The 12,594-nt window shown below is 69.0% G+C and carries 9 protein-coding genes; 3 read left to right on the top strand and 6 right to left on the bottom strand.

Features of this window, described 5'->3' with window-relative positions; all coding sequences use genetic code 11:
- Window positions 1–455 precede the first annotated feature (455 nt).
- On the bottom strand, window positions 456–584 hold the full coding sequence (locus OHB49_RS04260; RefSeq protein WP_329158019.1) for a hypothetical protein: 129 nt from the start codon (window positions 582–584) through the stop codon (window positions 456–458).
- 199 nt (window positions 585–783) lie between these two features.
- Between OHB49_RS04260 and OHB49_RS04265 the strand changes: the two genes are divergently transcribed.
- Entirely contained in the window at window positions 784–2,010 is a 1,227-nt protein-coding gene (locus tag OHB49_RS04265) for a metallophosphoesterase (RefSeq protein WP_329158020.1), read from the top strand.
- Here OHB49_RS04265 and OHB49_RS04270 read toward each other — a convergent pair.
- The 3 genes from OHB49_RS04270 to OHB49_RS04280 all read right to left on the bottom strand — a co-directional run bounded on the left by OHB49_RS04270 (window position 2,005) and on the right by OHB49_RS04280 (window position 6,095).
- Entirely contained in the window at window positions 2,005–2,853 is an 849-nt protein-coding gene (locus OHB49_RS04270) for an alpha-galactosidase (RefSeq protein WP_329158021.1), read from the bottom strand. The genes OHB49_RS04265 and OHB49_RS04270 overlap by 6 nt on opposite strands.
- A gap of 275 nt (window positions 2,854–3,128) precedes the next feature.
- The gene (locus tag OHB49_RS04275; RefSeq protein WP_329158023.1) at window positions 3,129–5,429 is read right to left on the bottom strand and encodes an Ig-like domain-containing protein; all 2,301 of its coding nucleotides are present in this window, start codon (window positions 5,427–5,429) and stop codon (window positions 3,129–3,131) included.
- A gap of 27 nt (window positions 5,430–5,456) precedes the next feature.
- Complete coding sequence (locus OHB49_RS04280) at window positions 5,457–6,095, bottom strand: hypothetical protein (RefSeq protein WP_329158025.1); 639 nt, start codon at window positions 6,093–6,095, stop codon at window positions 5,457–5,459.
- Between the two features lie 398 nt (window positions 6,096–6,493).
- On the opposite strand from OHB49_RS04280, the gene OHB49_RS04285 reads away from it, so the two are divergent.
- Both OHB49_RS04285 and OHB49_RS04290 read left to right on the top strand, forming a co-directional pair.
- A complete protein-coding gene (locus tag OHB49_RS04285) occupies window positions 6,494–9,688 on the top strand; it encodes a GH92 family glycosyl hydrolase (protein ID WP_329158027.1) in 3,195 nt (1,064 codons plus the stop codon).
- Between the two features lie 796 nt (window positions 9,689–10,484).
- Window positions 10,485–10,823: a thioredoxin family protein gene (locus tag OHB49_RS04290; protein WP_329158029.1), complete on the top strand. Its 339-nt coding sequence runs from the start codon at window positions 10,485–10,487 to the stop codon at window positions 10,821–10,823.
- Between the two features lie 338 nt (window positions 10,824–11,161).
- Here the strand turns inward: OHB49_RS04290 and OHB49_RS04295 are convergent, their stop codons facing one another.
- A complete protein-coding gene (locus tag OHB49_RS04295) occupies window positions 11,162–11,503 on the bottom strand; it encodes a GNAT family N-acetyltransferase (protein ID WP_329158031.1) in 342 nt (113 codons plus the stop codon).
- Between the two features lie 10 nt (window positions 11,504–11,513).
- Complete coding sequence (locus tag OHB49_RS04300) at window positions 11,514–12,494, bottom strand: pirin family protein (RefSeq protein WP_329158033.1); 981 nt, start codon at window positions 12,492–12,494, stop codon at window positions 11,514–11,516.
- Window positions 12,495–12,594: the final 100 nt, after the last annotated feature.

Consider the following 12,594-nt stretch of genomic DNA (forward strand, 5'->3'; position numbering starts at 1 on the left):
GTGGGTCCTCCCCGCTAAGGGGCGGCCCCACACGCCGTCCGGCCGGCACACCCTCATTGGAGTGACCACGGTCCCCTGTGACGTCGCGTCACCCCTCTCGTGCGCTTGAGGTCGGCTTCAGTGGCCAGGCTGGCATTCCCACGGATCACGAATCGCGAAAGCGAACTGCCTGACCCACGGTTCGGACGTACGTTCCGCACGCGTGCTGTCGCGAACGGTCCCAGCCCTCCCTGAACCGCGGCCGCAGCAGGCCGTAACACTCCGCAGCTGGACCACGCTCATCAGCCCAGACCAGTCCGACGAGCTGGCCACCTCTCGCGCGGTGCCACAGCCCCTATGACGGGGGTCATGACTGCATGGTTATGACCAGGTGAAACACCTCGCGGGCGGCGTAGCGTTCCGAGGAAGCGGACGATTTCGCGTCGGGTCTTGCCCTGCTTGAGTCGGCCTTCGCACTACTCCTGGGTGCGTGCATCGCAGCGCAGGCGGGTCTGCACGATCCGGTGCAGGGCGGCATTTTCCTGCCGGTCACCGGCGCGGTTGAGGCGACGGTGGATGCCGGCTTCCTGAGGAAAGCGCGGCATCCGCCGTTCCGTCCAAGCACTCGAACGCGACATCCGGGCCTGGGTCGCAGACTGGAACGACCACCCACGCCCCTTGGACCTAGACCGCCGACGAGATCCTCGACAAGGTCGCCACCTGTTCAACGAATCTCCGACTCAGGTCACTAGGACGACCGGGTACAGTGCGCGCCGGCAGTCTGGTTACTCGAGGAGGGGAAGCGTGACCGACACCAGCGAAACCCGATCCGCGGACGATGCAGCTCAGGCGAATCAGCAGAGTCGACTGCGCCGCCTGATGCGCTACATCCCTTTGATCGCCCCCGTCCTGCTGTGGACCGTGCCCTGCTGGGTGCTGCTGCACGCCGGCCAGCACTGGCCGCTCCCCGTGGCGCTGGGCGGCACCGCCCTGTTCGTCCTCGGTCTGGTCGCTATGCCGCTCGCGATGGTGCGCGGCCACGGCCGGCGGCAGCAGGACTGGGCGGCGATCGTCGGAGACACCCTCCTTGGGGCCAGCTGGGTACTGTTCACCTGGTCCGTCCTGCTCGGCGTCCTGCTGCGCCTCGCCCTGACCGTGGCCGGCGTAGGCAACGGGCAGAACCGGGCCCGGATCGTCAGTTGGGTGGTCCTCGGCGTAGCCGCCGGGCTGCTCGCCTGGGGGTACGCCGAGGCCCGCCGGGTGCCGCGGGTGCGTCAGCTCGACGTACAAATCCCGCGGCTGGGAGCCGGATTGGACGGCACCCGCGTCGTCCTCATCACCGACACCCACTACGGCCCGCTCGACCGCGCCCGCTGGTCGGCGCGGGTCTGCGCGAAGGTCAACGCCCTGGAGGCCGACCTGGTCTGCCACACCGGCGACATCGCGGACGGCACGGCCCAACGCCGCCGCTCCCAGGCCGCTCCACTCGGCACCGTGCGAGCCACCCGGGCCCGGGTCTACGTCACCGGAAACCACGAGTACTACAGCGAGGCCCAGGGCTGGGTCGATCTCATGGACGAGCTGGGTTGGGAGCCGCTGCGCAACCGTCATCTGCTGCTCGAACGCGGCGGCGACACCCTTGTGGTCGCCGGCGTGGATGACGTCACCGCCGAGTCCTCCGGCCTGGCCGGCCACCGCGCCCACCTCGCCGGCGCCCTGAACGGCGCCGACCCCGACCTGCCCGTCCTGCTCTTGGCCCACCAGCCCAAGTTCGTCGACCGGGCCGCAGCGGGCGGCATCGACCTCCAACTCTCGGGCCACACCCACGGCGGCCAGATCTGGCCCTTCCACCACCTCGTCCGCATCGACCAGCCCGCCGTCGCCGGCCTCAGCCGCCACGGCACCCGCACCCTCCTCTACACCAGCCGCGGCACCGGTTTCTGGGGCCCGCCGTTCCGCGTCTTCGCCCCCAGCGAGATCACCCTGCTCGTACTCCGCTCCCCGCAGCGGCCTCCCACACAGCCCCTATGAGCGGGGTCCTGGCTGCAGCTGTCCGTGACCAGGTGGAAGATCTCCCTGGCCGCGTAGCGTCTGAGGCAGCGGACGATTTCGCGGGCTTCGTGAAGCCCGTGCATGACGACTAGTGGTACCTGGGCAGCCTGTCGGAACAGTAGCGGGGACCGGTTCCGAGGGAATGTGACCCTGCGCATCCAGTCGCCGCGCGGATGAGGTCGACGCCCATCGCGTACGCCTGGAGCGCGGTGACGTCCTCGTGGCGGCGGCCGACCCGGGCCGCGGCGAAGAGGAAGTCGAGTTGAAGTAGTCGAAACCGTGACCACGCCACGTCTGGAAGACCTCCCGGAGGTGGGCGGCCGCTCCCCGGTGGTTGATGTCGAGGGCGTACAGGTCCTGCTCCCAGATATGGCCGGTCCACAGGGGTTCGGTGCCGTCCGGGGTACGTACGAGCCAGTCGGGATGGTCGCGGAAGACGTCGGAGCGGGCGCCTACGAACATCGGGGCGATCCATACCCCGGCGCGCCGGTCCGAGGCGTGGATGCGATCGACAAGAGCGCTCAACGAGCTGAATCGGTCGGAGAGTTGCAGCCAGTCGCCGATCTCCTTCTGGAAGGCGTCGTCCACGGCGATCATGTCGACGGGCAGTTCGTGCCTGTCGATGGCCTCGATGTTCTCGTACATGTCGCGCTCGGTGAGCCGGGTGACGTACTGGTACCAGGGACACCAGCCGGTCGGATAACTCTCGCCGACCCGTACGCCCAGCTTCTCGGCGTACCGGTCGGCCCAGCGGGCGAGTGCCGAGTCCAGGCCGCCCGGGCCGTCATCGACGGTGTGCTCGACCGGGCCGTCGGAGGTCACGCGCACTCCCCCCGGCCTGCGCGACCGCCCGGACGGACTCCTCGTGTGCGCTGTCGACGGCACGCTGGTAGCGGTGCCGTGGTTCGAATCCCCGTGCCGCCACGCCCAGGAGGGGCCCAGTTCTTGTCCGGGGCCGTCGAGCCACGGGCTGGGTGCCGAAGACATGGGGGCGGCCCTCACGATCACGCCGACGGGCGTCAACGTGATCACGAAGGCCGCGCCGTTCACCGGGTGACCGGCTCAGGCGAGCCGAACCCGAGGGCCCATAAGAGCTGTCAGGGTGTCGGGTTGTCGATTTCGAAGCCGTCGAACGTGGCGTACTGTCCCGACAGCTTGCTCACCACGATCGTGTGAATGCCGGCCGGGAGCGGGGCGCCGGTGTAGATGGCCGCATCGGCGTGGCGGGTGCCGTCGGCAGGAACCGTGTCGACGACGGTGGGGGATGCGCCGTCGATGGACACACTGATCTTGCCCTGGTCGGTGTACTGCTCGCCAAAGACCTTGATGCCGGTGCCGATGAAGGTGAACGAAAGGCTGCTGCCGTCGCTCCCTGCGTAGTGGATGTCGCCGTTGTAGTCGCCGTAGCTTCGGCCGGCCGAATAATTCCAGCCGCTGTAGGTGATCGACGGGTCTGTGTCGTCGATCCGTGCCGCGGCCTGCGGTACTCCGATGTAGACCGTGACGCCTGCCGACCGCTTGGACGTGGCTCCGACCTTGTCGGACTGCGTGGCGGTCAGCGTGTGCTGGCCGGGTGAGGAGCTGGTGACCGTGCAGGCCCACGTGCCGCCGGTGCCGGTCACCGCGGTGCAGCCGGTGTGGTCCAGAATAACGCCGACGGTGACGGTGTCACCGGCCACTCCGGTTCCGCGCACCGTGTAGGTGTCCGCCAGGCCGGCCGCGCCGTTGACGGGAGCGGTGATCACCGGCTTGGGCACGTACGTGCCGACGGTGACGTCGGTGCCGTCCGCTCCGGGCGGCACCGTGGCGGTCAGGAACCCGGAGGAGAGCAGCCGCACGCTCGTCGCGCGCTGGCCACCGAAGTACACCGGGGTGCTGCGCGAGAAGCCGACGCCGGCGATGAGCACCTGGTCGGTCGTGGACCCGGCAGTGACGGGCGTGGGCGCGGAGATGTAGCTCGCCTGCGGCCGCAGGCTGCCGGCCAACGACTGGTACGCGCCGGTCAGTCCGGCGCCGGCGAGCATCGCGTCCGGGATGACGCCCGGGCCGGGCGACGCGGGGATCGTGGTGTTGTCGCTGATGTTCGAGTCGACCGGCTTGTTGCAGTCGTAGCTGCCGACCCGGTCGGAGAAGTAGTTGCCGGTGACCCAGAAGTGACCGGTGGACGAGCAGCCGCCCTGCCCGGCGACAGAGGTCAGCGGGTGGAACTCCGCGTTGCCGCTGAAGTCGATCCACTCAGAACCCGCGTCGTCGTAGTACGCGTTGTACGGGGCGCCGTCGTTGTACGTGACGTTGCCGGTGACGTGCAGGCCGTTCGCGAGGGTGGCCGCCGAGTCGATCGTGCCGTCGGCCTGGTAGACGTACTGCGCCTGGTGGCCCTCGATGTAGATCGCGCCGCCGTCGGCGAGCACCTTCAGGAAGTCGAAGATCAGGTTGTTGCTGATCGTGTTGTCGGCGTTGATGTTGGTCGAGTTCTGCGGGTGGTCGGCCTCGTCGACGTGGCCCTGGATGACGCCGGCGGTGATGCCGGTGTAGGGCAGGTCGTAGAGGTCGTTGTGCGTGATCGTGGTGTGCTGGCTGAACAGCAGCGTGATCCCGCAGGCCGAGGGGTAGTCGGTGCCGATCTGGTGGATCACGTTGTTCGCGACCGTGGTGTGGTCGAGGATCTCGTTCTGCCCGACCGGGTCCTTGGCGACGGCCTTCGGGTCAGGGGTGCAGCCGGCCTGGATCACCGATGCCGGCGTGGCCGTGGGGGTCGGGTCGTAGGTGCAGCCGAGGATCAGCGCGGTCGAAGCGATCTGGGTGAACTCGTTTCCTTCGATGACGTTCTGCGAGCCGCCGTACTTGAAGCTCAGGCCGGCGCCGCCGAGGTCGACGAACCGGTTGCCGCTGATCGTGACGTGGCTGGACGCGGTGAAGGAGACGTTGGCGGCGGGCTGGGTGAGCGCGCCCCACGGGCAGCTGCCGGCGGGCGTGGAGAAGCTGCACAGGCCCTGGTTGTTCGCGCCGGTCCTGCGCAGGTTGCTCTGGACGTCGGCGAACCCCACGGTGGAGGACGGGTCGTTCCAGGTGGCGTAGGAGAACTGCAGGCCCGCGAAGGTGATGTCGTGCAGCGGGGCGCGCAGGCTCCCGGCTCCTTGCAGCAGCGTCTCCAGCCGCGGCAGCTCGACGTCCAGGGCGGCGACGTGGACACCGCTCTTCGGTGCGTAGTAGATCCTGTTCGCAGCGCTGTCGAGGAACCACTGCCCGGTCTGGAGAAGGCCGCGGACGTTCTCGATCGTGGAGGGCATCCGCGAGGTGGACATCGACGGCAGGCCGCCGGAGCCCTGGGTGAACGGGGCACCGTCGGTGACGTTGGTCCAGCAGGGCTGATCCATCATCAGCTGGCTGCCGGACATGCTGGCGACCTGGCACTTCGAGTCGGTCTACGGGCCGCTGCCGCCGGGGTAGTCGAACTCGACCTGCGCCAGCTGCGCCGGCGTGAGCTGGGCGAACCAGGCCACGGCCGCGGCATCCTTCGACAGGTCGTACCCGGTGGCCGAGCCGACCCAGCCACCCGTGAAGTGCAGGGCAGCAGGCGTGGCCTGCGCGACGGACGCTTCCGTGCCGTCGACGTAGAGCTGCCGGCTGGCGCTGCCACGGGGCACGCTCGCCGACCACACGCCGGTGCTGCCTACCTGGGACCAGCCGGTAACCCGCGTGGCGCCGGAGATCACCGGGTGTGCGCCCGGCGCCGCGCGCCACACCACCGGGTGACCGGTGCTACCGGAGTCGGCGGCGCCGAACTCCAACGGTTTGCTCAAACGGTACGTGCCGTCGGTCAGTTCGACCGTGACGCCCGCGGGGTGACGGCCCCCCTCAACCTTCCGCACCGCAGCCTGCGCCGCTGACAGCGAGCACGGATTCCTCGACGTGCACGCCGCGCCATGGCCGTCAGGCGCCGCCCACAGCACCGCCTGCGTTGCCACCTGCGCGGGCGCCGCCGACCAGGCGGGTGCCGCGCCGGCGAAGCCGAACACAACTATGGAAACGAGAATCTTCCACGATGACGCCATCCACTTCATGATCGCTCCGGAACCGCTGGCCCGCGGGGATCCGCCCACAGGGAGACAAAGACGTCCGATCAATGCGGCCAAAGGTTGGCAGTCTGCTTGACGGCCGTCAAGAGGCTTTGCAAGAAAGCCAGCCCATCGGAGTGACGCGCCCATTGAGTCAGCCCCCGTTCCGCGCACAGTGATCCGACGTATACAGGGGGCGCGCATCCGTATGCGACGGCCGGAACCTGGCAGCCCTTCGACGGCCGGCTCCTGCCACCGGCCCGCCCGACGAGGCTGGTGTTTGCCCTTGACGCGTCCGCGCCGCGGGTCCAGACTCGCCTCCGGCGCGAGTGACAACGTTGTCGCGTGTGTTTTCTGACAGCCCCCCACCGAAGAGCCGTGCAGGGTGACAGGGAAGGTCTCACGTGTACCGACACCGAGCGAAACACCACGACAGAACCAGCAGCAGCCGCCGCTTCGGCCGTCCTGCCGTGGTCGCGGCGGCACTTGCCGCGGTCAGCGTGCTGGTCGTGCCCGCCGCGCTGGCGGCGGGGCCGGCCGGAGCGGCGGGGCGGGGTGGCGGGACCGCTCTCGTCGCGGACCCGACGGCCTACGTCAACACGTTCATCGGCACACAGAAGGGCGTCGACTGGGAGAACACTTTCCCCGGCGTCACCGCCCCCTTCGGGATGATGCAGTTCAGCCCGGACACTGCTACAGCGCCGACCGGCTACGGGTACACCGACACCACCATCAAGGGCTTCAGCCTCGACCACTTCTCCGGTGGCTGCTCGTCCTTCGGTGACATCCCGATCCTGCCGGTGACCGGCGAGGTCGGCGCCGACCCGGCCGGGCGCACCGAGCACTTCTCGCACGACGACGAGCAGGCGGCGCCCGGCTCGTACGACGTGCACCTCACCGACTCCGATGTGCAGGTGGACATCGGTGCGACGGCCAGGACCGGGATCGCGTCGTTCGGCTACCCGGCGGGCAGCCAGGCGCAGCTGCTGGTCAAGTCCGGTACGAGCCTGGGCGGTGACCTGGCCGCCAAGGTGAACGTGGTCAGCGACCACGAGATCTCCGGCACGACCACACCGCGCGGGCTGTGCGGCAACAGCAAGTACACGATGTACTTCGACATCACCTTCGACCGCCCGTTCACCGCCCACGGCACCTGGCAACGCGGCGGGGGCAGCGGCAGCGGTGCCACGGCCGTCACCGCGGGCTCGTCCACCGCGGCCGGCTCCGGGTCCGGCGCCTACCTCACCTTCGACACTTCCACCGACCGCAGTATCACCGCCAAGATCGGTATGTCGTACGTGAGTACGTCCGGTGCAGCGGCCAACGCCGCGTCTGAGATGCCCGGTTGGAGCGTCGGCCACGTCCAGGCGCAGACCAGGGACGACTGGCGGGACGCCTTGCGCAAGGTGTCGGTCGGCGGTGCTTCCGACGACGAACTGACGACCTTCTACTCCTCGTTGTACCGCTCGCTGCAGTCGCCGAGCGTCTTCAACGACGTGGACGGCCGCTACATCGGCTTCGACGACGCGATCCACCAAGTGCCGCGTGGGCACACCCAGTACGCGACCTTCTCCGACTGGGACATCTACCGATCGCTGGCGCCGCTGCAGACGATGCTCTACCCGGACAAGGCCGGCGACATGGCCAACTCCCTGCTGCGGGACGCCCAGCAGCAGGGCGGCTGGTGGCCCAAGTGGCCGTCACAGAACATGACGGGGAACGTCATGAACGGCGACAACGGCGTGCCGCTGTTCGCGCAGTACGTCGCCTTCGGCGCGACCGGCGTAGACATCAAGGACGCGCTGCCGATCATGAAGAAGGCCGCGACGCAGTCGCAGAAGGTCGGCTGGGGCTGGGTGGAGCGCCCCGGCGTCGAGGACTACGTACGGCTCGGCTACGCGCCCAACAACAGCACCTCGCAGGGTGACCACGGGCTGCAGGGCGCATCGGAGACCCTGGAGTGGGCCACCGACGACTTCACGATCTCGCAGCTCGCGGCCCGGATCGGCGACCACGCGACCGCGGCCGAGTACGCGGTGCGCGGCAACAACTGGCAGAACATCTTCGACCCGGCCACCAACTACTTGCGCCCGCGCGATGGCAACGGCGCCTTCCCCGCGGGTCCCGGCTTCCAGACCCCACCGGCCGGCGCGTTCGGCCAGGACGGCTACGACGAGGGCAACGCCGCCCAGTACAACTGGTCGGTCCAGCAGAACATCGCGGGCCTGGTCACCGCGATGGGCGGCAACGACGCGGTGATCCCGCGCCTGGACGACTACTTCAGCCAGCTCAACGCGGGCGGCAACGCGCCCTACGACTGGGCGGGCAACGAGATCGACACCACCACCCCGTGGATGTACGACTACGTCGGCCAGCCGTGGAAGACCCAGGAGGTGACCCGGCGGTTCGAGACGGAGCTGTTCACCACCGCGCCCGACGGACTGCCCGGCAACGACGACAACGGCGCCCTGTCGTCGGAGTACGTGTGGGCGGCGCTCGGCATGATGCCCGCCACCCCCGGCACCCCGACGCTGGTGCTCAACAGCCCGCTGGTCAAGCGGGCGGTGATCAGACTCGGCAACGGCCACCGGATCACCATCGACGCGCCGAAGGCCGCGGACGACGCGCCCTACGTCACCGGAATGCAGCTGGACGGACGGCACTTCGAGTCCACCGCGCTGCCTGCCTCCTTCGCCACCCAGGGCGGCTCCCTCGACGTCGACCTGTCCACCCGGCCCGACACCCACTGGGCCACCGGTGCCAAGGCGGCCCCGCCGTCGTACCGCACCGGCGAGGTGCCGGCGGTCGGCTATCTCACCCCGACCGGCAATCAGGTGATGCCCAGCGGTACGAGCCTGCCCGCGACGGTGGGCGTCTCCAACCTCGCCGGGCACGCCGGCTCGGTGCGCTGGACCGCCGCGTCGGACGTGCCTGGGGTCACCGTGGCCCCGTCATCCGGCACCCTCGACCTGCGGCACGCCGACCGCGCCACCGTGCCCGTCACCATCTCGGTCGCGGACGGCACCCCCTCCGGCTACCACCCGGTGAAGGTGGCCTTCCGTACGTCGGACGGCACCTCGCTGCCCGGCGGCGCCGCCGTGGTGACCGTACCGGCCGCGGACGGCAGCGCGACCGCCTGCGACACGCTCGGCGCGACCGACACCGAGTGCGGGCTGCGCTTCCGTGACAACGGGGACGGGCACACCACGCCGGTCACCGTCGGCGATCGCAGCGGTCGGTCCACGACGGACGGTTCGCCGTACGAGTACTTCGACATCGACAACACCATCGTCCCCGGCGGTGCCTACCATGCGACCGTCACCATCGACTATTACGACCACGGCACCGGCAGCTGGAGCCTGCAGTACGACTCCACCACCGGCGCCTACAAGCAGTCACCTTCGGTGGCCAAGACCGGCACCGATACCTGGAAGACGGCGACCTTCACCCTGGACGACGCGGCCTTCCACAACGGTGAGAACGCCGGCAGCGACTTCCGGGTCGCCAACAGCGGGGACACCGGCACCCTGGGCCGGGTCCAGGTGACCGTCAGCGGCGGCAACGTCCTGGCTCTGCACCTGTGCCCGGACGGCAGCTGACGGCAACTGATCGCAGGGCAGCGGTCACCACCGCAACCGACGGCCCCCTGGGCGCTGGACAGCACGACCGTCCGGCGCCCAGGGAGGCCTTCGTGCTGTCGCTGATCTCCCTCGGCCTGGGACTGGCGGCCCTGGGCATCAACGTGGCCGGCTGCGTCGAGGAAGGCGGCGATGGAAATGCCAACCGCATCATGGCGCTCGTGTACGCGATCATCAGCCCGCTGTCCAACGTCGCCGCGCCCCTTCGGCATCCAAGCCGTCCAAGACAAGTGCGACCCATGGGTGAAGGCGGTGCCGCCCGTCGCCGACCTCATCAGCTATCCCGTCGCTGCCGTCTTCAACCTCCTCGTCAGCCTGGAGGTCGGCAAGAAGTAGCAGGGAGTCGTTCTCTCCCGGCCCCGGCAGACCCTCCGGCCGGACGTCTCGGCATGGGGCTTGGCGGGCGTCGGAACGACCGCGACGGGGTGGGGCTCGACCCTCCGCCATCCGTTGGACCGGAACTTCGGTGGGCCGGTCTGCCGCGGCCTCGAGGTCGCAGTCGGTGCACCGGCCAGACGGGCAAGGACAGGTGCCGTGCTCAAGGCACAGGCCTTGGGCGGCACGCTCGGCACGCTCACGTGCGGCAATCTCGGCGCACAGCTCGCCGGCCGCGCCGGTCCGCCAGATCACGCCGCTCTCGCAGTCCTGGAGAACGCAGCCCCAGAGGGCAGGGCCACCCCGAGCGGCCACCGGCCCGGGTCGCGGACGCGCGGGGGATGATGGGGATGGAAAGACGGAAACAAGGTCTGGAGCTTCCATGGCAAGGCGGGTTCACCAATCCCGTGAGGACGCGGAGTTCGATTTCATCCTCAGGACGAGCAGAGTCCCGGTCCTCGCATACTTCACCGGGACATGGCCCAAGGCAATCGAGCCCTGCCGGGCGATGGACCTCGTCGTGGGTGGCATCGCCGACGAGTACGCGGGCCGCCTGACGGCCGTCCGCACCGACATTACGCGCTGTCCGGCCGCAACCGAGCGATACGGGATCACCGGAGCCCCGTCCTACGTCCTCCTGAAGGAGGGAGAGGCCGTGGCGCACGGCACGGGGCCCATGACCACCGCCGAGGTCCGGGAGTTCCTGGACGGCCACCTCTGAGACGGCAGGGGTCGCATCCACTCGGACGGGTCCTGGTCCGCCTTGGAGCGGTCGGCGTGGGCGGTGACGGCGCATCAAGGCGGTAGCGGAGGCGAACCGATCATCCATGCTGTGCAAGAAGGGCTGCCGGAGTGCGCGCACCCGATCGGTCAGGAGAGGCCACGCCTCACACAGCCGGTCCCGACAGACACACCGTTTTGGCGGCGGGGTGCTCCGCTGTCCTAGATGGTGTGTCCGGTGGGGCCAAGACCGTGGGGCCGCCGGTGGGGCATCGTCGCAGATCCCGCTCCGCCGGTCCGGGCGTAACGATGGCGTCCGAGAAGACGCGGCACCGGTGGTCAGTGAGGCAGCACGGTGTCCAGCCATTGCAGGACCTCGGGGGTCACCGGGTCGGTGATGTCGGCGAACTCGTCATGCTTCTTGAGGAACTTCGCGACGTAGGGGCAGACCGGCACGATGCGCTTCCCTGACGTGCGTACGTCGCTCAACGCCTGCTGTACGAGCATCGCGGCCAGGCCCTGTCCGGCGAAGGCGTCGTAGATTTTGGTGTGGTAGAAAACGCGCTGGTCGTCGCGGTCGAGATACGCGGTGTGGCCTGCGGTTTTGCCGTCGACCAGGATTTCGTAACGGTGCTTCGGGTCCACTCGCTGGACAGTCGGAGCGGCGGCGGGCTGGGTCATCGCATGCCTTTCAGTGACGCGTCGGGTTTTTGCGAGGTGCGATGGTGGCGTGGGGAAGGGCCGGAGCGGGAAGACGGTCGCCGTCGTAACCGTCGACCTTGCCGAAGCGGTCTGATGCGCTCTGCCACGCTTCCCTGGCTTCGACGATGTCTTCGTGGCTCCGACCGATGAAATTCCACCACATGACGATCTGTTCCTCGAACGGCGTCCCGCCGAGCAGGACTGCCCGCGCGACGGCATCCGTCTCGTTCACCAGCGTCAGTGTGTCGCTTCCCGTGCCGACGTATCCCAACTCCGCCGGGTGCAGGAGCGTTCCGGCGATACGGACCTCCCCGTGGTCGACGAGAAGGCCGTGCTCGAAGCCGGCGTCGATGGCGAGCGTGGTCGTCGAGTGCGGCTCAAGGATGAGTTCGGCACCGAGCAGGGGCGTGAACGTCCGCACCGGAGCAGTGTCACCTGCCAGCGCCCCGAGGAACACTCTGACTTCGGCTCCGTCCACCCGGACCGAGCTCGGGACGTAATGCTGGAAGTCACGGCCGGTGTGCCGGTGTTCTTCGGGAAGCGCCACCCACAACTGGACGCCGTGCAAGATCGTGGTGCGGTCGGTGGAAACTTCCGAGTGGCTGATGCCGTACCCACCCGTCATGAGGTTCAGCTCACCGGGCCGTACAAAGGCGTGGCTGCCCAGGCTGTCCCGGTGCTCGATCTCCCCGCTGAACAGCCAGCTCACCGTCTGCAGACCGGTGTGCGGATGGGGCGCGACGTCCATGCCGCCCGTGCCGGCAACGTCGTCGGGGCCGTAGTGGTCGATGAAACACCAGGCCCCGATCAGCGTCCGGGCCCGCTGCGGCAGCGTGCGCCGTACGGTCATCGACCTCGGACCGCCCAACGGGACGTCCCTCGCGGAGAGGACCTCGACCCGCGGCACATGCTCACCGTGCTCCGAGGCTCCGCAGCGGAGCTCGGCGGGTTCCCTCTCGACGTTACTCATCGCACGCCCCTCTCACCCAAGGATGATTTTATATTCAACAATTGTTTCCGATGATACGAGGATGCCCTGCCGTGCGCACGGCAGGGCCGGCGAGGGCCGG

The organism is Streptomyces sp. NBC_01717, assembly GCF_036248255.1.
In the GTDB taxonomy this organism is placed as follows: Bacteria; Actinomycetota; Actinomycetes; order Streptomycetales; family Streptomycetaceae; genus Streptomyces.